General features: G+C 71.8%; 20 protein-coding genes. 11 read left to right on the top strand and 9 right to left on the bottom strand.

The genetic code is table 11. The features are described 5' to 3' along the window. Positions 1-15: 15 nt before the first annotated feature. A complete protein-coding gene (hisN, locus tag AADR41_RS08740; protein ID WP_342280736.1) occupies positions 16-816 on the bottom strand; it encodes a histidinol-phosphatase in 801 nt (266 codons plus the stop codon). 136 nt (positions 817-952) lie between these two features. Between hisN and AADR41_RS08735 the strand changes: the two genes are divergently transcribed. Beyond that, the gene (locus tag AADR41_RS08735; protein WP_342280735.1) at positions 953-1,609 is read left to right on the top strand and encodes a TetR/AcrR family transcriptional regulator; all 657 of its coding nucleotides are present in this window, start codon (positions 953-955) and stop codon (positions 1,607-1,609) included. On the opposite strand, the gene AADR41_RS08730 is transcribed toward AADR41_RS08735, so the two are convergent. The 4 genes from AADR41_RS08730 to AADR41_RS08715 all read right to left on the bottom strand — a co-directional run bounded on the left by AADR41_RS08730 (position 1,566) and on the right by AADR41_RS08715 (position 5,220). Continuing rightward, positions 1,566-1,889, bottom strand: coding sequence for a DMT family transporter (locus AADR41_RS08730; protein ID WP_342280734.1), 324 nt, complete (start codon positions 1,887-1,889; stop codon positions 1,566-1,568). The genes AADR41_RS08735 and AADR41_RS08730 overlap by 44 nt on opposite strands. Before the next feature lie 89 nt (positions 1,890-1,978). Next, positions 1,979-2,995, bottom strand: a complete 1,017-nt coding sequence (gene rsgA / locus AADR41_RS08725) for a ribosome small subunit-dependent GTPase A (protein WP_342280733.1) — start codon at positions 2,993-2,995, stop codon at positions 1,979-1,981. A 3-nt stretch (positions 2,996-2,998) separates the two neighbouring features. After that, complete coding sequence (aroA, locus tag AADR41_RS08720) at positions 2,999-4,315, bottom strand: 3-phosphoshikimate 1-carboxyvinyltransferase (protein WP_259928747.1); 1,317 nt, start codon at positions 4,313-4,315, stop codon at positions 2,999-3,001. A 191-nt stretch (positions 4,316-4,506) separates the two neighbouring features. After that, on the bottom strand, positions 4,507-5,220 hold the full coding sequence (locus AADR41_RS08715; RefSeq protein WP_342280732.1) for a M50 family metallopeptidase: 714 nt from the start codon (positions 5,218-5,220) through the stop codon (positions 4,507-4,509). A gap of 78 nt (positions 5,221-5,298) precedes the next feature. On the opposite strand from AADR41_RS08715, the gene AADR41_RS08710 reads away from it, so the two are divergent. From AADR41_RS08710 to AADR41_RS08670, 9 genes are all read left to right on the top strand, one after another. Then, complete coding sequence (locus AADR41_RS08710; protein ID WP_342280731.1) at positions 5,299-6,114, top strand: SOS response-associated peptidase; 816 nt, start codon at positions 5,299-5,301, stop codon at positions 6,112-6,114. A 16-nt stretch (positions 6,115-6,130) separates the two neighbouring features. Further along, positions 6,131-6,823, top strand: coding sequence for an alpha/beta hydrolase family protein (locus tag AADR41_RS08705; protein WP_446750997.1), 693 nt, complete (start codon positions 6,131-6,133; stop codon positions 6,821-6,823). A 323-nt stretch (positions 6,824-7,146) separates the two neighbouring features. Further along, on the top strand, positions 7,147-7,803 hold the full coding sequence (locus AADR41_RS08700) for a sigma-70 family RNA polymerase sigma factor (RefSeq protein WP_266729806.1): 657 nt from the start codon (positions 7,147-7,149) through the stop codon (positions 7,801-7,803). Further along, positions 7,800-8,120, top strand: coding sequence for a mycothiol system anti-sigma-R factor (rsrA, locus tag AADR41_RS08695; protein WP_342280729.1), 321 nt, complete (start codon positions 7,800-7,802; stop codon positions 8,118-8,120). Before AADR41_RS08700 ends, rsrA begins: the two co-directional genes overlap by 4 nt. A gap of 137 nt (positions 8,121-8,257) precedes the next feature. Next, positions 8,258-9,688: an HD-GYP domain-containing protein gene (locus AADR41_RS08690; RefSeq protein WP_342280728.1), complete on the top strand. Its 1,431-nt coding sequence runs from the start codon at positions 8,258-8,260 to the stop codon at positions 9,686-9,688. A 44-nt stretch (positions 9,689-9,732) separates the two neighbouring features. Further along, positions 9,733-11,016, top strand: coding sequence for an HD-GYP domain-containing protein (locus AADR41_RS08685; protein WP_446750996.1), 1,284 nt, complete (start codon positions 9,733-9,735; stop codon positions 11,014-11,016). A 91-nt stretch (positions 11,017-11,107) separates the two neighbouring features. Next, positions 11,108-12,100 carry a tetratricopeptide repeat protein gene (locus AADR41_RS08680; protein WP_072483827.1) on the top strand — a complete coding sequence of 331 codons (993 nt, stop codon included), beginning with the start codon at positions 11,108-11,110 and terminating at the stop codon, positions 12,098-12,100. A 143-nt stretch (positions 12,101-12,243) separates the two neighbouring features. Next, positions 12,244-12,882 carry a peptide deformylase gene (gene def / locus AADR41_RS08675; protein ID WP_342280727.1) on the top strand — a complete coding sequence of 213 codons (639 nt, stop codon included), beginning with the start codon at positions 12,244-12,246 and terminating at the stop codon, positions 12,880-12,882. A gap of 176 nt (positions 12,883-13,058) precedes the next feature. Next, positions 13,059-13,790, top strand: coding sequence for a D-Ala-D-Ala carboxypeptidase family metallohydrolase (locus tag AADR41_RS08670; protein ID WP_342280726.1), 732 nt, complete (start codon positions 13,059-13,061; stop codon positions 13,788-13,790). Between the two features lie 49 nt (positions 13,791-13,839). Here the strand turns inward: AADR41_RS08670 and AADR41_RS08665 are convergent, their stop codons facing one another. Together AADR41_RS08665 and AADR41_RS08660 are read right to left on the bottom strand one after the other, a co-directional pair. Beyond that, positions 13,840-15,759 (bottom strand): family 20 glycosylhydrolase, encoded by a 1,920-nt coding sequence (locus AADR41_RS08665; RefSeq protein WP_446750998.1) that lies wholly within the window; start codon positions 15,757-15,759, stop codon positions 13,840-13,842. A gap of 109 nt (positions 15,760-15,868) precedes the next feature. Beyond that, the gene (locus tag AADR41_RS08660) at positions 15,869-16,843 is read right to left on the bottom strand and encodes a GlxA family transcriptional regulator (RefSeq protein ID WP_342280724.1); all 975 of its coding nucleotides are present in this window, start codon (positions 16,841-16,843) and stop codon (positions 15,869-15,871) included. 81 nt (positions 16,844-16,924) lie between these two features. On the opposite strand from AADR41_RS08660, the gene AADR41_RS08655 reads away from it, so the two are divergent. Then, positions 16,925-17,137, top strand: coding sequence for a hypothetical protein (locus AADR41_RS08655; RefSeq protein WP_342280723.1), 213 nt, complete (start codon positions 16,925-16,927; stop codon positions 17,135-17,137). Between the two features lie 24 nt (positions 17,138-17,161). Here AADR41_RS08655 and AADR41_RS08650 read toward each other — a convergent pair whose 3' ends face one another. Beyond that, complete coding sequence (locus AADR41_RS08650; RefSeq protein WP_259928740.1) at positions 17,162-18,181, bottom strand: ribonucleotide-diphosphate reductase subunit beta; 1,020 nt, start codon at positions 18,179-18,181, stop codon at positions 17,162-17,164. After that, positions 18,181-20,592 carry a ribonucleoside-diphosphate reductase subunit alpha gene (locus AADR41_RS08645; protein WP_342280722.1) on the bottom strand — a complete coding sequence of 804 codons (2,412 nt, stop codon included), beginning with the start codon at positions 20,590-20,592 and terminating at the stop codon, positions 18,181-18,183. The genes AADR41_RS08650 and AADR41_RS08645 overlap by 1 nt, the downstream gene beginning before the upstream one ends. Between the last annotated feature and the right edge of the window lie 129 nt (positions 20,593-20,721).

Below are 20,721 nucleotides of genomic sequence, written 5' to 3'. Positions count from 1 at the left end.
TTCAGTGGAGCCGGTTCAGTAGCGCTGGTTCAGATAGCCGAGCAGCTCGTGGTGGAGCAGTCCGTTCGAGGCCGCAGCGTTGCCGCCGCCGGGGCCGGAGACCCCGTCCAGGCTGGTGAACTTCCCGCCCGCCTCCTGGACGACGATCGCGTTGGCGGCCATGTCCCAGAGCGAGAGCTCCGGCTCCGCGCAGATGTCCACCGAGCCCTCGGCGACCATCATGTACGGCCAGAAGTCCCCGTACCCGCGAGTGCGCCAGCAGGCCCGGGTCAGGTCCAGGAACCCGTCGAGGCGGCCCTGCTCCTCCCAGCCGCTCAGCGAGGCGTACGCGAACGAGGAGTCCGCGATCCGCTCCACCTTCGACACCTGGAGCCTGGTCGCGGAGGTCAGACTGCGGCCGCTGTACGCGCCGGCGCCCTTGGCCGCCCACCAGCGCCGGTTCAGCGCCGGGGCCGACACCACGCCGACCACCGGCTGGAACCCGTCCTCACCGGCCTCCATCAGCGAGATGAGCGTCGCCCAGACGGGCACGCCGCGCACATAGTTCTTGGTGCCGTCGATCGGGTCGATGACCCAGCGGCGCGGGCCGGTGCCCTCGATCCCGAACTCCTCGCCCAGAATCGCGTCACGCGGGCGGGCCCGATGGAGGTGGCCGCGGATCAGCTCCTCGGCGGCCTTGTCGGCCTCGCTCACCGGGGTCATGTCCGGCTTGGTCTCGACCTTGAGGTCGAGGGCCTTGAACCGGTCCATCGTCGCCGCGTCGGCGGCGTCCGCCAGTACATGGGCAAGGCGCAGATCATCGTGGTAATCGGGCATGCCGTCACAGTATCGACCGAAGGTGAACAGAGCCACACGCCCGGGAGCCGCACGTGCCGGGAGCCGCGCGGACCATTGACAGCCCCCGGGGCCGCGCCGACGCTGGGACGCGGAGCCCTCGGCGCGGGAGGCGACGATGCCCACAGCGCGGGAAGTACTGCTGGACGCCGCCCTCTCGGCGCTGGCGACCCTGCCCTGGACGTCGGTGCGCATGGTCGACGTGGCATCCGCCGCCGGGGTCTCCCGGCAGACCCTTTACAACGAGTTCGGCGGCAAGGACGGCCTGGCCCGCGCCCTGGTGCGGGACGCCGTCGACGGCTACCTGGCCGGGGTCGAGCGCGCGCTGGGAACGGCGGGCGGTACAGCGGACAGGCTGGCCGCCACCGCCGCCTGGACCGTCCGGGCCGTACGGACGAACGTGCTGGTCAAGGCGTTGCTCACCGGCTGCTGGAACGAGCGGTTACCCCGCCCGGGCCCCCTCGCGGCCGGCTGCCCGGACCCGTTGCCCGGCCCCCGGAGTCCCGATCCCGGCCCGCCGACCCCCGCCGAACTGCTCCGCCGGGCCGGCGAACGCGCGGTGGCCGCCCTCGACGGCGAAAGGCCCCCTCACGACCCGGAGGCCCTCGCGATGACCTGCGAGATCGCGCTGCGGCTCGCCCTGAGCTACGCGCTGGTGCCCGCTCCGTCGGGAACCGGGGGCGAGCCGGCGCCGCTGGTGCGCCACGTGGTGGCGCGGGTGCCGGACGCGGTCAGTGGGACGAGCCCGACAGCTGGAGCCCGATCACCCCGATGATCACCAGGGAGATCGACACCAGCTTGAGCGTGGAGACCACGTCGTCGAGGAAGACCATGCCGTAGATCGCGGTGCCTGCCGCGCCGATACCCGTCCACACGGCATAGGCGGGGCCCACGTCGAGTTTCTTCAGCGACATCGTCAGCAGACCGAAGCTGCCGAGGGCGAAGATGCAGAACGCGATGGTCGGCCAGAGCCGGGTGAAGCCGTGCGAGAGTTTCAGACAGACGGCGAAGCCGGTCTCCAGAAGTCCTGCGACCACGACCAGCAGCCACGCCATCGTCAGTGCCCTCCCACGTCGGTGACGCCTTGCCACACTGAATGTGATTATGCATTTACCGGTGACGGCAGATCGCAAACGTTGCCCGGTCAGTCGCCTTCGCGTCGCTCCCGGGTGGCGAGCAGCCGGTGCAGCGAGTCCAGCCGGGCCGGATCGGCGTGGCCGTCCGCCACCCAGGCGGCCAGGGCGCATTCCGGTGCGTGGCTGTCGTGGGTGCAGCCGCGCGGGCACTCCTCGGTGCCCGGCTCCAGGTCCGGGAACGCGTGGATCACCCGGGACGGGTCGATGTGGTTGAGCCCGAAGGAGCGCACACCGGGGGTGTCGATCACCCAGCCCCGGTAGTCCGGCAGCGGCAGCGCCAGCGCCGATGTGGTGGTGTGCCGGCCGCGCCCGGTGACCGCGTTCACCACCCCCGTCGTACGTCGGCGGTCCTTCGGCACCAGCGCGTTGACCAGCGTGGTCTTGCCGACACCGGAGTGCCCGACGAAGGCGGTGACCCGGTCGTTCAGCTGCTCGCGGACCCGCTCCGCCGCGTCGCCGTTCTCCAGCTCCTCGCGGCTGGTCACGATGAACGGGACACCCAGCGGGGTGTACGCCTCCAGCAGCTTGTCCGGGGAGGCCAGGTCGGACTTGGTGAGGACGAGGAGCGGGGAGAGCCCGCCGTCGTACGCCGCGACCAGGCAGCGGTCGATCATCCTGGGCCGGGGTTCCGGATCGGCCAGGGCGGTCACGATCGCCAGCTGGTCCGCGTTGGCCACGACCACCCGCTCGAACGGATCGTCGTCGTCCGCCGTCCGGCGCAGCACCGAACGGCGCGCACCGATGCGGACGATGCGCGCGAGGGTGTCCTTGTCGCCGGAGAGATCACCGACGATGGAGACGGTGTCACCCACCACGGCGGCCTTCCGGCCCAGCTCACGGGCCTTCATCGCCATGACCGTACGACCGTCGACGAGACAGGTGAGGCGGCCCCGGTCGACGGTGAGGACCATGCCCTCCTCGGCGTCCTCGTGCTTCGGGCGGGTATGGGTGCGGGGCCGGTTGCCCTTCGGGTTGGGGCGGAACCGGATGTCGTCCTCGTCGGGGTTCTTGCCGTAGCGGCGCATGTCTCAGGCCCCGAGCATTCCGGTCCACATCTGCGGGAAGTCCGGCAGGGTCTTGGCGGTCGTCGCCACGTTCTCGATCTCCACTCCGGGTACGGCAAGGCCGATGATCGACCCCGCGGTCGCCATCCGGTGGTCGTCGTACGTATGGAAGGTACCGCCGTGCAGCGGACGGGGCCGGATGTGGAGGCCGTCGGCGGTCTCGGTGACGTCGCCGCCCAGCTCGTTGATCTCCTTGGTGAGCGCGGCCAGCCGGTCCGTCTCGTGCAGCCGCAGATGGGCGACCCCGCTCAGGGTGGACGGCGAATCGGCCAGGGCCGCGACCGCCGCGATGCCCGGGGTCAGCTCGCCGACCTCGCCGAGATCGACGTCGATGCCGTGGATCCGGCCCGAACCGGTGAAGGTGAGACCGCGCTCGGTCAGCTCGCAGCTGCCGCCCATCGCGGTGAAGATCTCCCGCAGCGCGTCGCCGGGCTGGGTGGTGCGCTCGGGCCAGTCCGGGACGGTGACCCGGCCGCCGGTGACCAGCGCGGCCGCGAGGAAGGGCTGGGCGTTGGACAGGTCGGGCTCGATGGTCAGGTCACGGCCGAGCAGGGCGGAGTGGGAGACCCGCCAGACGTTCGGCTCGCCGCCCGTCTCCGGCTCGTCGACCTGCGCGCCGACCGCCCGCAGCATGTCGACGGTCATCCGGATGTGCGGCATGGAGGGGAGCCGGGCGCCGGTGTGACGCACCTCCACCCCCTGGTTGAAGCGCGGCGCCGACAGCAGCAGTGCCGAGACGAACTGGGAGGACGAGGAGGCGTCGATCGCCACCGGACCGCCGTCCAGCGCACCGCTGCCGTGCACGGTCATCGGGAGCGAGCCGCGCCCCTCGTCGTCGATCCGGGCACCGAGCACCCGCAGCGCGTCGATCACACCGGTCAGCGGGCGCTCGTACGAACGCGGGTCGCCGTCGAAACGGACCGGGCCGTCGGCCAGGGCCGCGACCGGCGGCAGGAAGCGCATGACCGTGCCGGCGTTGCCGACATCGACGGTGGTGGGACCGTGCAGCCCGGCCGGGATGACCCGCCAGGCCTCGCCGGAGCCGTCCGGACCGACGCCCTCCTCGATGCCGACGCCCATCGAACGCAGCGCCTCGGCCATCAGCAGGGTGTCGCGGGAGCGCAGCGGGCGGCGCAGCCAGCCGGGCTCGGCGGCGAGCGCGGCGAGCACCAGCGCGCGATTGGTGACCGACTTCGATCCGGGCACGGTGACGGTCGCGTCGACCGCCCCGGTTGCATGCGGGGCGGGCCAGAGAGCGGGGTGCACGGAGCTTTCGGTCATGGATCTCACTTTAGACCGCCCGGCAATCGGGGAGTGGCGTCGCGGGACCGGGTGCGCGCATCCGCGGCGTTGCCGTCGGCCACCACGGCTCCGCCGTGCCCGCTCCTTCGTCCGCCCCCGACTGCCGGGCGGTCCGACGGCCTCGGCAGGGGCGGTCGGAGCCGTCGCGGGCCGCCGCGCGCCCGTATGTCTCACATGCCGAGCAGCCAGCGCCCGCCGCCGATCAGCGAGCAGAGCGACACCGCGTGGAAGAGGAAGAGCCAGAGCGCGGCCGGTACGTCGGTCAGCCGCGACAACTGGTCCGCGTCCGAGTCCGGCGCACCGCCGTGCCGCCGCTTGGACTGGAGCTCGAAGGCCGGGCGCACGCCGCCGAGCAGCAGGAACCAGACCACGGTGTACGCGAACAGCGACTGCCAGGCGGGTGAGGCCAGCCACGACACCAGCAGGAAGGCCGAACCGGTGAGGATCACCGTCAGCGCCCCGTAGACGTTGCGGATCATCACCAGCATCACCGCGAGCAGGGCGGTGGCCACCCACAGCAGCAGCGTGATCCGGCCGTCGACCAGCAGCCACGCGCCGCCCAGGCCCAGCAGCGGCGGGGCGGTGTAGCCGGCGGCCGCGGTGAGGATCATGCCGATACCGGTCGGCTTGCCACGGCTGACGGTCAGGCCGCTGGTGTCCGAGTGCAGCCGGATGCCGGACAGCTGCCGGCCGGTGAGCAGCGCGATCAGCCCGTGACCGCCCTCGTGCGCGATGGTGATCGCGTTGCGGGTCAGCCGCCAGAGCGGGTTCGGCACGACGGCGATCAGCGCGAGCGTGCCGGTCACCACCACCAGCCACTGCTCGGGGGCGGGCTGGGTGCCGATCACGCGGTCCCACAGATTGCCCAGTTCGGTGCTGTCCATGGCGCGGGCGGCTCCTTGCGGTGTCGGCTTGCGGTATCGGCGTCCTGCCGGTGTGACGGTCGTGGCAGTCTGGCACTCATGTGCGGACGGTATTCAGCGAGTCGGCGGCCCGAGGACCTGACCGGACTCTTCCAGGTCGAGAAGTGGGAGCCGGCCGAGGCCCTGGCGCCCGATTGGAACGTGGCGCCCACCAAGGAGGTCTACGCGGTACTGGAGCGTCCTGTGAAAGACGCAGACGACCAGCGTCCGGTTCGCCAGATGCGGGCCCTGAAATGGGGACTCGTGCCGTCCTGGGCGAAGTCCCCGGAGGGCGCGGCGCGGATGATCAACGCCCGGGCGGAGACCGTCCACGAGAAGCCGTCCTTCCGCCGTCCCTTCGTCTCCCGGCGCTGCATCCTGCCCGCCGACGGCTACTACGAGTGGGTCACCGGCGCGGACGAACGGCAGCTGGAGGAGAAGGGGAAGAAGAAGCGCCCGCGCAAGCAGCCGTACTTCGTGACCCCCGCCGACGGGTCGGTCTTCGCGATGGCCGGGCTGTACGAGTTCTGGCGCGACCGGACCCTGCCCGACGACCACCCGATGGCCTGGTGGGTGACGTGCACGGTGATCACCACCGAGGCGGAGACCACCCCGCTCGCCGTCGCCCCCGCGGACGGCCCGGCCTCGCTCGCCGACATCCACCCCCGGATGCCGCTGATGCTGACGCCGGACCGCTGGGACGACTGGCTGGACCCGTCCCGCACCGACGTCGAGGAGCTGAGGGCGCTGCTCGCCCCGCCGCCGGGCGGGCTGATGCGGGCCTACCCGGTGGCCACGGCCGTCAGCAACGTCCGCAACAACGGCCCCGAACTGCTGGAAGAACTGGCCGCGCCGGAGGTGGGCACCCTCTTCTGAGCCCCCTGCGGGGAAGATGGGGCGCGTGACCACTGAAGAGACGGGCCGCGGGGCCGGGACCGCCGAAACGGCCGACACCGATGCCGGGCCGGCCAGGATCACCTGGTTCCCGGCGCCCGGTACGACGAAGGCGGCGAGAGCCCGGCTGGTGCTCGCCCTCGGCCATGGCGCGGGCGGCGGCATCGAGGCCCGCGACCTGCGGGCCCTGGCCGCCGTGCTGCCCGCCCACGGGGTGACCGTCGCCCTGGTGGAGCAGCCGTGGCGGGTCGCCGGGAAGCGGCTCGCGCCCGCCCCGAAGACCCTGGACACCGGGTGGCGGGGGCTGTGGCCCGCGCTCACCGCCGCCGGGCTGCCCGTCGTCGCGGGCGGGCGGAGCGCCGGGGCCCGGGTGGCCTGCCGGACCGCCGCGGAGCTCGGCGCCCGTGCCGTGCTCGCGCTGAGCTTCCCGCTGCACCCACCGGGCAGGCCGGAGAAGTCCCGTGCGGACGAACTGCTCGGCTCCGGGGTGCCGACGCTCGTCGTGCAGGGCGGCCACGACCCGTTCGGGCGGCCCGCCGAATTCCCTCCGGGGGAGTACGGGCTGACCGAAGTCCCGTACGCCGACCACGGGTTCGCCGTCCCGAAGAAGGCCGGGCCGAGCCAGGACGAGGCGATGGAGATCATCACCGGCGCGGTGACCGGGTGGCTGTCCGCCCTGGAGGGTGTCTGACACATGCCTGCGGCGTCGCGGGGTCATGAATCGGACACCCCCTCGTGTGACGTACGCCCCGGGAATGTTGGGAGAGGGGCCACTGTTGTCGGTGTCATCGGTACATCAACGTCGTACGTGGAGAGGGAGTCCGTCGCATGGGTTCGACCATCTGCCCGCGCCGCTCGAACGCCGCTGACCTGGAGTGGACGGTGCTGCACGCGGCCAGGACCACTCCCGAGCGGGCCCAGGGCGGATCGGATCGACAGCCCGTCTCGAAGCAAGGTCGACTATTCTCCGATTCGAGCGGGTCCGGTTTCGGCTCCGCCACAGCGTTGGAGGAGGTGGGTCCGGTCACTGGGACCGACACAGGGACCGACGACGGCCGCGCGCAGGAGACGTCCGCCGAGCGCAACGCGCGCTTCGAGCGGGACGCGCTCGGTTTCCTCGACCAGATGTACTCGGCCGCGCTGCGCATGACGCGCAATCCCGCGGACGCCGAGGACCTGGTCCAGGAGACGTATGCCAAGGCGTACGGCTCCTTCCACCAGTTCCGTGAGGGCACCAACCTCAAGGCGTGGATGTACCGCATCCTCACCAATACGTTCATCAACTCGTACCGCAAGAAGCAGCGCGAACCCCAGCGCAGCGCCGCCGAGGAGATCGAGGACTGGCAGCTGGCGCGCGCCGAGTCGCACATGTCGACCGGTCTGCGTTCCGCCGAGTCGCAGGCGCTCGACCACCTGCCCGACTCGGACGTGAAGTCCGCTCTGCAGGCGATCCCCGAAGAGTTCCGCATCGCCGTGTATCTCGCCGACGTCGAGGGCTTTGCCTACAAGGAGATCGCGGACATCATGGGGACTCCCATCGGTACGGTGATGTCCCGACTGCACCGGGGCCGCCGCCAGCTGCGCGGCATGCTGGAGGACTACGCCCGTGAGCGCGGGCTCGTCCCGGCCGGTGCCGGTGAGTCGGACGATCGGAAAGGCTCGGGCTCATGAGCTGCGGAGAGCCGCACGAGACGGACTGCTCGGAAGTCCTCGATCATCTCTACGAGTTCCTCGACCACGAGATGCCCGACAGTGACTGCACCAAGTTCGAGGTGCACTTCGAGGAGTGCTCCCCGTGCCTGGAGAAGTACGGCCTGGAACAGGCCGTCAAGAAGCTGGTGAAGCGGTGCTGCGGCCAGGACGACGTGCCGAGTGACCTGCGGTCCAAGGTGATGGGCCGGATCGATCTGATCCGCTCGGGGCAGGCCGTGCCCGAGCAGGACGTGACGGCGGCCGAGAGCGAACAGCCGACAGCCGCCAAGGAGTGACACCCGGCGGCCGGACCGTACCGGCCGCCGCCACCGAATCACCCGAATGTGCTAATCGGGCTCATTGACGCTCGACCGGTCGCACAACTCGCTAGCGTGGCGCCTCCATTGACCATGTCGGAGGGCGGGCCGAGCGGGTGAGAGCCACACGCGGGGCGGCGCGCACGTTCATCGCGGCGGTCGCACTGGTCGCCCTGCTCTGTGCGCTCCCCGCACTGCGCGGCGGCGCGGGAACCCCCTGGATCACCGTCGCACTGCTCACCGGGCTCTGTCTCGCCTGTGAACTCCCCGGGCGCCGCCCCTTCTTCGGAAGCTCCGTGCCGATCCGTGCCGGATCGTTCTTTCCCCTGCTGCTGGCTGCCGCGTTCCTGCTGCCGCCCGCCGCCGCCGCACTCGTCGCGGTGCCCGGAGCGCTCGTCGGCCGGGTCGAACAGCCGCCCTTCACCGCACGGCGCGTCTGGCGGGCCGCGCAGCTCGCCCTCACGGTCTGGGCCGCCTCGTCCGTCCACGGACTGTTCGGCGGTACCGCCACGCTCGGCGGCCCCGGCCTCCGCCCCGAGCTGCCCTACGCGATCCTGCCCGCCTGCGCCGCCGCACTGGCCTTCAGCCTCGTACTGACCGCGCTGGACGGCGCCATCCTGGTGGCGGCCGAACGGCTGCCCCTGCGGCGGGCCTGGGGCGGGCTGCTGCCCCGCTCGCTGGGGCCGCATCTGGTGCACGGACTGGCGGGGCTGATGATGGCGGTCCTGTGGCGCGGCCCGTACGGCCCGCTGTCCGCGCTGATCGTCCTGCTGCCGATGTACATCTCCTGCTGGGTCTTCGCCCAGTACCACCGTGAGCACGCAGCGCACCGCGCCACGATCAGGGCGCTGGTGCAGGCCGTCGACATCAAGGACACCTACACCCGGGGCCACAGCGAACGGGTCGGGCGGGCCTCCGTCCTCATCGCCCGTGAACTGGGCATGGGCCAGGACCGTCTGGAGGTCGTCCGGTTCGCCGGCATCCTGCACGACGTGGGCAAGCTCGGCGTCCCGACCCGGGTGCTCCGCAAGGACGGTCCGCTCACGCCGGAGGAACGACAGGTGATCGAACTGCATCCGGAGTACGGGCACGAGATCGTCCGCGGCATCGGCTTCCTCGGCGAGGCGCGGGCCGCGATCCTGCACCATCACGAACGGCTGGACGGCAGCGGCTACCCGTACGGGCTCAGCGGGCGCGAGATCCCGGAGTTCGCCCGGGTCGTCGCGGTGGCGGACGCCTTCGACGCGATGACCTCGACCCGGTCCTACCGGCGGGGGCGGCCGGTGCCGGCCGCGCTGGAGGAGCTGAAGCGCTGCGCGGGTACGCAGTTCGATCCGCAGATGGTCCGGGCGCTGGCGCGCGGACTCGAACGGCACGGCTGGTCGGCGGCGACGACGACCGGGGCGGCGGACGAGCCCGGCCTCCCGGGGCCGCGGGGCGGGGGTGCGCAGGCCGGGGCCCCGCGGCGGTCCGGCGGGCTCGACCACGTACCGCCGCCGCAGTCCCCGGTGTCTGCCCCGCAGTCGCCCGCGGACCGCCGAGGATGACCCGGACCGGAGCCGGGCCCGGAACCCGTGCAGGAGCCACCGGCGTGGTCGGGGCCGGAGGCGGGCCCGGAGCCAGGGGCAGGACCCGGCTGCCGCCCGCCGTCCTCACCGTCCGCGCCGCCGCGGCCCTGCTCGCCGTCGCGGGGCTCGGCCACACCCTCTGGACCGGTGTCCACGACCCCGGCCACGCCCTTGCCTTCGGGGTGCTCATCACCGTCGGCGAGCTCGCCCGCTGGGGCGCGCTGCCCGGCGAGCGGGAGCCCGCACCGCTCGGTGCCGCCGGAGCCCTCGCGTACGCCCTCCTCGGCCGCAGCGGCGGCGAATCCACCCATCACGGGTTCCTCCAGGTGGTCGCCGTGCTCGTCGCGGCGCACCTCGTCGCCTGCGTGCCCCATGTGGCCCGCGGCACCGGGCCCGCCCCGGACCAGGTGGCCCGCCGTGTGCTGACCGTCACCTTCGCCGCCGTGTGCTTCCAGCCGCTGTACAACAGCAGCCGCACCGCGAGCTGGTCCGGCGAGGGCCCGTACTACGTGCTCGTCCTGCTCGCGATCCTCGTCCTGACCGCGCTGTGCGACGCGGTGCTCGCGGCCCTGCTGCTGCGCTCGCGCACCCGCCACCCCTACTCGCCGCTGCTGCGGGACGAGCTGCGCGGGATGCTCGGCATCGGGTCGGCGGTCTGCGCGACCGGGGTCGTGATGGCCCTCGGGGTGGCCGTCGCCGGGCTGTGGGCGCTGCCGGTCCTGTGCGTACCGCTGCTGCTGACCCATGTCTCGTTCCGCCGGTTCGTCGCGGTGCGCACCACCTACCGGCAGACGATCGCCTCGCTCGCCAGGTCCACCGAGATCGCCGGGTACACCCCGCACGGACACGCCCGCCGGGTCGCGGTGCTCTGCCGGGCCGTCGGCCGTGAGCTGGGGCTCTCCGGCAACCGGCTGACCGTGCTGGAGCACGCCGCCCTGATGCACGACATCGGCCAGCTCTCGCTCGTCGACCCGGTCCCGGACGGGGCGACGGCCACCCTGCCGGCCGCCGAGCAGCGCCGCATCGCGCTGCTCGGCGGTGCGGTGGTCCGGCAGACCGGGGTGGACCCCGAGGTCGCCGTCGTCGTGGAACGGCAGGCCGACCCCTACCGCGAGCAGCCGTTGTCCGCCAGGATCGTCAGGGCCGTCAACGCATACGACGACCTGTGCGGGGAAAGTCTCATCGGGCCGCTGGGCGCGCTGGAACAGCTCAGGCTCGGGACCGCCCACGACTTTTCGCCCGAAGTCGTGGAATCACTGGCCAGGGTCCTCGCCCGGGGCGGTCCGGCCCCGGTCCTGCCCGGGTAACCCATGGGTAATGAGCGAGCGTCCGGCTCGGCATGGTTGGATGCGAAGAAGAGCGGAAAACGAGGGTGTCCAGTCGGGACAGGCGGGAATCGTGAGGATCTTCGGGAAGGTACGGCATCGGCCCTCCGCCTCTTGGCGGCAGGCCACGGACCGCGCGTTCACGCTGATCGGCGACGGCCGGTACGAGGACGCGGGCGCACTGCTGACACGTGCGGCGGATCTGGAACCCTGGCTCTCCGAGTCGTGGTTCAACCTGGCGCTGCTGCACAAGTTCCGGCACGACTGGGAACAGGCGAGAGCCGCCGGCCTGCGGGCCGTCGCGCTGCTCGACAAGGAGTCCGGCGCTCCCGACTGGTGGAACGTCGGGATCGCCGCCACCGCGCTGCAGGACTGGCCGCTGGCCCGCCGGGCCTGGCAGGCGTACGGCCTGAAGGTGCCGGGCGCCGGTCAGCACACCTCGGCGGCCAACAGCGAGCCGGTCGGCATGGAGCTGGGCAGCGCCGCGGTACGGCTGTCGCCGGAGGGCGAGGCCGAGGTCGTCTGGGGCCGCAGGCTCGACCCGGCCCGGATGGAGGTGCTCTCCATCCCGCTGCCGTCGTCCGGCCGCCGCTGGGGCGAGGTCGTCCTGCACGACGGGGTGCCGCACGGCGAGCGGGTCACCGCGGCGGGGCCCTCCTACCCCGTCTTCGACGAGATCGAGCTGTGGGCGCCGTCCCCGGTGCCGACCTGGGTGGTGCTGCTCGAAGCGGCCACCGAGGCGGACCGGGACGCGCTGGAGCAGCTTGCCTCCGACGCCGGGTTCGCCGCCGAGGACTGGTCGTCCTCCGTACGGCTGCTCTGCCGGGCCTGCTCGGAGAGCCGGATGGAGAGCGACGAGGGCGACGGCGAGCACCTCGACCCGCACGACCACAGCGAGCCGGGGCATCCGGGCCCGCTGGGCCACCGCACCGCCGGTGAGCTGTGGGTGCCCGAGCGGGAGTGCGGGATAGCGGCACCGGCCGGGCTGGTGCGCGGTCTGCTGGACGGCTGGGTGGCGGACAGCCCGGACAGCCGCGAGTGGCGGGATCTCGAAGAAGTCTGCTGACCGGTGCCCGTAGGCTGTACGGGCACCGGCCGCGGTGCTCGGGTGCCCGTGCCCCGGAGCAAGTCGGGCGGCCGGGCTTCAGGCAGGGCCGGGCTTCGGGCCCAGGGCCGGGTTTCAGGTTTTGAGGAAGGCGTACGGCGGACATGGCGCAGCAGGAGACGGACGAGCAGATCAGCGTCGACGACGAGGGTTTCGTCGTGGACACCGAGGACTGTGAGGCGCGCGAGGAGGCACACCGCGAGCGCGGTACCTCCCGTCCGATCACGGTCGTGGGCAACCCGGTGCTCCACACGGAGTGCAAGGACGTCACCGAGTTCGACGACGAGCTGGGCCGGCTGATCGACGACATGTTCGCGAGCCAGCGGACGGCGGAGGGCGTCGGCCTGGCCGCCAACCAGATCGGTGTCGACCTCAAGGTCTTCGTCTACGACTGCCCGGACGACGACGGTGTGCGGCACGTGGGCGCCGTCTGCAACCCGGTGCTCGAAGAGCTGGCGCCCGAGGACCGGGTCCTGGACGACTCCAACGAGGGCTGCCTCTCCGTCCCGACGGCGTACGCCTCGCTGGCCCGCCCGGACTACGCGGTGGTCCGCGGCCAGGACGCCAAGGGCAATCCGGTCAAGGTCCGGGGCAGCGGCTACTTCGCCCGCTGCCTCCAGCACGAGACGGACCACCTGTACGGCTACCTGTACATCGACCGGCTCTCGAAGCGGGACCGCAAGGACGCGCTGCGGCAGATGGCGGAGAACACGCCGCGCTACGAGGTCGTGCCGAACGACTGAGCGCGCGCCCGGCCGTCACCGACGGGCCCGGCCTCCTCGCGTCCCGCGGGGGGTCCGGGCCCGTCGCTTTCGCTCCCGGAGGGACGTCAACTGCCTTTCATCCATGGGTGGTTGACGCGCGTCGACTCGTCCGACAAGCTCTCTGACCACACTTCCGTCACAGCGGGGAGCCCCACATGCTCAGACGCGTCGCACGACTGCTGCTCGGTATTGTCATGACCATGGCTTTCGCCTTGGGTGGTGCCGTGGTGACCGCCGGCACCGCACAGGCCGACGGCTGCTACACCTGGACCCGCACGATGTCCCCCGGTGCCACCGGCAACGACGTCGTCCAGCTCCAGATCCGGGTGGCCGGCTACCCCGGCTACAACTCCGTACTCGCCATCGACGGCTCCTACGGACCGGCCACCACCGCCGCCGTCAAGCGCTTCCAGGCCGCCTACGGGCTGGCAGCCGACGGCATCGCGGGCCCGGCCACCCAGGCCAAGATCTACGAGCTCCAGGACAACGACTGCACCCCGGCGCACTTCACGTACGCCGAGCTCAACCACTGCAACAGCACCTGGGCCGGTGGTGCCGTCGCTGCGGGAACGGCCAAGGCCAACGCGCTGAGCACCATGTGGAAGCTGGAGGCGCTGCGGCACGCGCTCGGTGACCGGCCCATCACCGTCAACAGCGGCTTCCGCTCCACCTCCTGCAACAGCGCGGTCGGCGGGGCGTCGAACAGCCGTCATCTGTACGGCGACGCGGCCGACCTGGGCGGGATCGCCTTCTGCACCCTGGCCCAGCAGGCCCGCAACCACGGGTTCAACGGGATCCTCGGCCCGGGCTACCCGGACCACAACGACCACGTCCATGTGAACCAGGGCCCCAGCCACTTCTGGTCCGCGCCCAACTGCGGCATCTGACACACGGGTGGGGCCCGCCGACGGCGGGCCCCACCCGTGCGCGGGACGGTCAGGCGGACTTCGCCGTCAGCCGCGCACCGGCCGTCGTCTGGACCGCGGCGCCGTCCGACGCCCGCTCCGTCAGCCGCAGCTGCGAGATGGCGTTGCGCAGGGTCAGCGCCCCGGCCCCGGCGTCCAGCTGCCAGCGCTGGGTGCGCGAGCTCGCCGAGCAGTCGACGAGCGACAGCTCGGCCCCCACCTCCAGCGGTGCGCCCAGATACTTCTTGCCGCGCACCGCGTCCAGGCACCGGTCCGTGCCGGCCGAGCGCACCGTGTAGTACCCGTCGGCGGTCGCCGTCAGCTCCCAGGCGGCCGTGCTGCCCCGGACCAGGGCCACGCCCGGGTCCGCCCCGGGGGCGAGGGCCCTGTCCCCGGCGGTCAGCCGGTACGTGCCGTCGGCGAGCGGGGTGCGGTCGGTGTTCGACCAGCCCGGCGCGTGGCCGATCCGCCGGGCCATCGCCTCGAAGCCGTCGTACGTCGGGCTCGGCTTCGGGCCGCCCCAGGTGGCCTGCGCCAGGAAGCGCAGCGGCATGAAGGTCTTCGCCTCCACCTCGTTCTCGGTCTCGGCCGCGGCGCTGTCCGGCCACAGGCTGATCTTGGCCCCGGTGAGGTTCGCCGCCTTCGCGGGCAGCGTCTCGCCCTCGAAGCGCAGCGGGGTCCAGTCGCTCTCGTAGAGCTGCCGGGTCTGCGTGGTGTAGCCGCCGCGCACCAGGTACAGCGCGTAGGCGGAGTTCATCACCGGCCGGCCCTCGGCGAGCAGCGCGGACGGCTTCTGGATGGCGCCACCGCCCAGCCAGTGCTCGACGGTGATGTCACGGTCGAGCGGCACCACGCCGTTCCTGCCCGCCAGACCGTCGTTCCAGATCCGCAGCGACCGGCCGCCGGCCTTCACGTGCGCGTCGACCTGGTTGATGAAGTCGACGAAGAGATCGTCGGGGGTGGCGTCCGCACCGAACTTCGCGGTCGCCGCGGTCTGCAGCTGCGGATAGTTCGGGTACGAGGAGCCGATCATGTACTCGTCCGCACCCATGTGCCAGGTGCGGGTGTCCCACACCTCCAGCGCCTCGTCCACCATCGAGGTGTAGTACGCGAGCGCCTCGGGCCGGGAGATGTCGAGCCGGGGCGGCGAGGCGACCCCGTCCCTGTCCTTGAGCTGGAGCTCCGGGTGGTTCTCCAGATAGGTGTCCATGTGGCCGGGTGAGTTGATCTCCGGCACCAGTTCGACGTGGTACTTCTTCGCCAGCGCGACCAGGGTGCGGACCTGCGGCTTGGTGTAGTAGCCCCAGAACGCCGACGCCGGGTCGGTGTCGCTCCTGACCTTGGCCTCGATCCACAGCTGGTTGAGCTTCTGGGACGCCATGTCCTTCATCAGCCGCTCGAACCACGGGACGGACACGTTGATGTAGCAGGCGCAGACGCCGACGCCGCGCTCCCGGTAGGCCGGAACGTCGGTCGCTGAACCGCGCGCGGCCCTGCCGTCGTCGTTCAGCAGTTGCAGTACGGTCCGGGAGCCGTAGAAGACGCCGGTGGAGGTCGCGGCCGTGACGGTCACCCGGTCGCCGACGTCGAGCCGGTAGCCCTCCGCGCCCAATGAGCCCTTCAGGGACGGGTCCTGGCGCAGCACGACGTCGCCGGTACGGGCCGCCGCGGAGCCCCGTGACACCGAGGCCCGGCCGGTGGCCAGCTCACCGGCGAACCGGCGCGCGTCGGCGGTCGTACGGCTGTCGCGCACCCCGTCCAGCACGATCCGGGCCCGGTCGGCCAGCGTGAACTCGCCCTCCCCGGGCCGCCACTGCCGCAGCGAGGGCAGCACTTCGGGTGGGGGCGCGGCGGAGGCGGTGTCCCCGGCCGAAGCGCTCTGCCAGGGCAGCAGCGCGGCGGCGAGCGCGGCCACCACGGCCCCGACGGTCCTTCGTCTTGTCATCCACATGTCCATGCCATCGACCCTGTGGGCTCCGCCGGGGCACGGTCCATGGACAGGTGTGCCGAGGAGTTGGACGATTGATCCGACGTCAGATCTATGGCCGGCCGGGCGCGGGTCAGGCCGCTCCGATCGCCGTGGTCGGGCCGCGGAAGGTACGGCGATACGTGTTCGGGGTGGTGCCCAAGGAGCGTACGAACTGGTGGCGCAGGGCGGCGGCAGTGCCGAAACCGGTGCGCCCGGCGATCGTGTCCACCGTTTCATCGGATGTCTCCAGCAGGTGCTGTGCCAGCAGCACCCGCTGGCGCAGCAACCAGCGGTACGGAGTGGTGCCCGTCTCCTGCTGGAAGCGGCGGGCGAAGGTGCGCGGCGACATGTGGGCCTGGGCGGCGAGCTGCTCGACGGTCATGTCCTGGTCGAGGTGGCGCTCCATCCAGACCAGCGTCTCGCCGACGGTGTCGCAGGACGTGCGGGGCAGCGGCCGCTCGATGTACTGCGCCTGGCCGCCGTCCCGGTGCGGCGGCACCACCATCCGGCGGGCGATCGCGTTGGCGGTGTCGGGGCCGTACGCCTGCCGCACCAGATGCAGACAGGCGTCGATCCCGGCCGCCGTGCCCGCCGAGGTGATGACCTGGCCGTCGTCCACGTACAGCACGTCGGGTTCGACGACGGCCCGGGGGAAGCGGCGGGCCAGCTCCGCCGCATGGCGCCAGTGGGTGGTGCAGCGGCGCCCGTCCAGCAGCCCGGCCGCGCCGAGGACGTACGCGCCGGAGCAGACGCTCATGACCCTGGCCCCCCGGTCCACGGCCCGGCGCAGCGCGTCGAGGACCTCCTCGGGATACCCCCGGTCCGTGAAGTGGCTGCCGGCCGGTACGGCGATGAGATCGGCCTCGTCCAGGCGGTCGAGGCCGTACGGCGTGCTGATGGTGAAGCCGGCATGGGTGCGCAGCTGCGGACCCTCGGCGGAAACCACGGCGAAATCGTGGACCGGCAGGCCCACGTCGCTGCGATCGAGGCCGAAGACCTCGCACAGCACGCCCAGTTCGAAGGGGTGGACCTCGTCGAGCAGCAGGGCGGCGACATTTTTCAGCATGGAGACAGTGTGGCAGTAATTCGATGTTCCATGACAGTCCTGCCACTGCCGCAATGTGTCCGCGCGGACGAGAGTAGAGCCATGAACACATTCACGAACGTCCTGGGCACAGCCGCACTTATCGCCCTCGTCCTGCTGCCCGCTCTCGCCGGACTCGCCCGCGAGCGCCGCATCGACCGCGAGCTGCGGGCCGCGGAACGGGCCCGCAGCGACGGACCCCCGCAAACGACGGGCGCCGCGCAGCCCGTCACGGCTGCGCGGCGCCCCCACCTCGGAAGCTGGGCCAGGATCTAGACCCTTTGGCCCCGGAAGCGGGATCTAGAAGTCGTCGTCGAAGGCGACCGAGCCCTCCACCGCCACCTGGTACGCGGACGGCCGGCGCTCGAAGAAGTTCGTCAGCTCCTGGACGCCCTGGAGCTCCATGAACGAGAACGGGTTCTCCGAGCCGTAGACCGCCGGGAAGCCGAGGCGGGTGAGCCGCTGGTCGGCGACGCACTCCAGGTACTGCCGCATCGACTCGGTGTTCATGCCGGGCAGCCCGTCACCGCACAGATCGCGGCCGAACTGCAGCTCCGCGGCCACGGCCTCCTTCAGCATGTCGGTGACCTGCTGCTGGAGCTCGTCGTCGAAGAGGTCGGGCTCCTCCTTGCGGACGGTGTCCACGACCTCGAACGCGAAGTTCATGTGCATCGTCTCGTCACGGAAGACCCAGTTGGTGCCCGTGGCGAGACCGTGCAGCAGACCCCGCGAGCGGAACCAGTAGACGTACGCGAACGCGCCGTAGAAGAACAGCCCCTCGATGCACGCCGCGAAGCAGATCAGGTTCAGCAGGAAGCGGCGGCGGTCGGCCTTCGTCTCCAGCCGGTCGATCTTCTCGACCGAGTCCATCCACTTGAAGCAGAACTGCGCCTTCTCACGGATCGACGGGATCTCCTCGACCGCGTCGAACGCCGCCGCCCGGTCGTCCGGGTCGGGCAGGTAGGTGTCCAGCAGCGTCAGATAGAACTGGACGTGCACGGCCTCCTCGAAGAGCTGCCGCGACAGATACAGCCGCGCCTCGGGGGAGTTGATGTGCTTGTACAGCGTCAGCACGAGGTTGTTGGAGACGATCGAGTCACCCGTCGCGAAGAACGCGACCAGCCGGCCGATCATGTGCTGCTCGCCGGGGGACAGCTTGGCGAGGTCGGCGACGTCGGAGTGCAGGTCGACCTCCTCCACCGTCCAGGTGTTCTTGATCGCGTCCCGGTAGCGCTCGTAGAAGTCCGGGTAGCGCATCGGCCGCAGGGTCAGCTCGAAGCCCGGGTCCAGCAGGTTCTTGTCGGAGTTGGTGGAGCTCATTACTGGCAGGCCTCGCAGGACTCGGGGTTTTCGAGGGAACAGGCGATCGCGTCCGCGTCGGGCGCCGACGCCTGCTGTACGGGAATGGGGGCGGCGGCCGCGGCCTGGCCGGAGGCGGCGCGGGCGATCCGGGTCGCCGGGCGCGAACGCAGGTAGTACGTCGTCTTCAGCCCCTGCTTCCAGGCGTACGCGTACATCGAGGAGAGCTTGCCGATCGTCGGCGTCTCCAGGAACAGGTTCAGCGACTGGCTCTGGTCCAGGAACGGCGTGCGGGCCGCCGCCATGTCGATCAGGCCGCGCTGCGGGATCTCCCACGCGGTGCGGTACAGCGCCCGCACGTCCTCGGGGATCCAGGCGAAGTCCTGCACCGAGCCGCTGGCCTCGCGCAACGCCTCCCGGGTGCGCGCGTCCCACACGCCGAGCTTCTTCAGCTCGTCCACCAGATAGGCGTTGACCTGGAGGAACTCACCGCTGAGCGTCTCGCGCTTGAAGAGGTTGGAGACCTGCGGCTCGATGCACTCGTACACGCCCGCGATCGAGGCGATCGTCGCCGTCGGCGCGATGGCGAGCAGCAGCGAGTTGCGCATCCCGCTCTTCGCGACCCGGGCGCGCAGCGCGTCCCAGCGCTCCGGCCAGTTCAGCGCGGTGTCGTAGTGGTCGGGGTGCAGCACCCCGCGCGACGCCCGCGTCCGCGACCAGGCCGGCAGCGGGCCCGAGCGCTCGGCGAGCTCGCAGGACGCCTCGTACGCGGCGAGCATGATCCGCTCGGAGATCTTCGTGGACAGCGCCCGCGCCTCGGGGGAGTCGAAGGGCAGCCGCAGCTGGAAGAAGACGTCCTGGAGGCCCATGGCGCCCAGGCCCACGGGGCGCCACTTCGCGTTGGAGCGGCCGGCCTGCTCGGTCGGGTAGAAGTTGATGTCGACGACCCGGTCGAGGAAGGTCACGGCGGTGCGGACGGTGGCGTCCAGCCGCTCCCAGTCGATCCCGCCGTCGGCGACGAACGCGCCGAGGTTGACCGAGCCCAGGTTGCAGACCGCGGTCTCGCCGTCGTCGGTGACTTCGAGGATCTCGGTGCACAGATTCGACGAGTGGACGACGCTGCCCGGCTCGGCGGTCTGGTTCGCGGTCCGGTTGGAGGCGTCCTTGAACGTCATCCAGCCCTGGCCGGTCTGCGCGAGGGTGCGCATCATCCGGCCGTACAGCTCGCGCGCCGGCATCGACTTGCGGGCCAGGCCCCTGGCCTCGGCCGCCCGGTACGCGGCGTCGAACTCGTCGCCCCACAGGTCGACCAGCTCGGGCACGTCGGCGGGCGAGAACAGCGACCAGTCGCCGTCCGCGTCGACCCGGCGCATGAACTCGTCCGGGATCCAGTGCGCCAGATTGAGGTTGTGGGTGCGCCGCTGGTCCTCACCCGTGTTGTCGCGCAGCTCCAGGAACTCCTCGATGTCCGCGTGCCAGGTCTCCAGGTAGACGGCGGCGGCGCCCTTGCGGCGGCCCCCCTGGTTGACCGCGGCGACGGAGGCGTCGAGCGTCTTCAGGAACGGCACGATGCCGTTGGAGTGCCCGTTGGTGCCCCGGATCAGCGAACCGCGGGAGCGGATGCGGGAGTACGACAGACCGATGCCGCCCGCGTGCTTCGAGAGCCGCGCCACCTGGTGATAGCGGTCGTAGATCGAGTCGAGCTCGTCCAGCGGGGAGTCCAGCAGGTAGCAGGAGGACATCTGCGGGTGCCGGGTGCCGGAGTTGAAGAGGGTGGGGGAGGAGGGCAGGTAGTCGAGCCGGCTCATCAGCCCGTACAGCGCCGCCACCTCGTCCACGGCGCGCTGCGACTCGTCCTCGGCCAGCCCGGCCGCGACCCGCAGCATGAAGTGCTGGGGCGTCTCGACGACCTGACGGGTGTGCGGGTGGCGCAGCAGGTACCGGCTGTGCAGGGTCCGCAGCCCGAAGTAGCCGAAGCGGTCGTCCGCGCCGTCGGCGAGCGAGCGGGCCACCAACGCGTCGAGGGCGGCCGCGTGGGTGGCGACGAACGCGGCGGTACGGTCCGCGATCAGGCCCTCGCGGTGGCCGACGGCGACCGAGGCGGAGAAGGAGACCGCGCCCTGGCCGGCCGCCTCGTCCGCGATGGCGAGGGTCAGCAGCCGGGCGGCGAGCCGGGAGTACGCGGGGTCCTCGGAGATCAGCCCCGCGGCGGCCTCGGTGGCCAGCGACCGCAGTTCGGCCTCGTCCGCGCGGGCGCTGCGGCCACGCAGCGCGGCGGCGGCGACCCGGCCGGGGTCGGTGTCGGGCAGATCGGCGGTCAGGTCGGTCAGGGTCCGCAGCAGTGCGGTTCCCGGTCCGTCCTGTGCGGCGGCCTCGGACTCGGCTGCTGCGGACACGGCGACTGAAGCCGGATCGGCTGGCGCGATGGTCACGTGGTGCTCTCCCTCGCTCGGCTCGGGGCCGGCGGGGAACGGGGCAGCCCTGCGCAAGCACACCCGGGACAGGGCAGCACTCCGCACGGCGTCCACCGGCCCAACCGCGAGGCCCGGACGTCTGGGCAT

This window comes from Streptomyces sp. CLV115 (assembly GCF_038448545.1).
Taxonomy (GTDB): Bacteria; Actinomycetota; Actinomycetes; order Streptomycetales; family Streptomycetaceae; genus Streptomyces; species Streptomyces sanglieri.
This window is presented reverse-complemented; position numbering and strand designations above follow the sequence as displayed.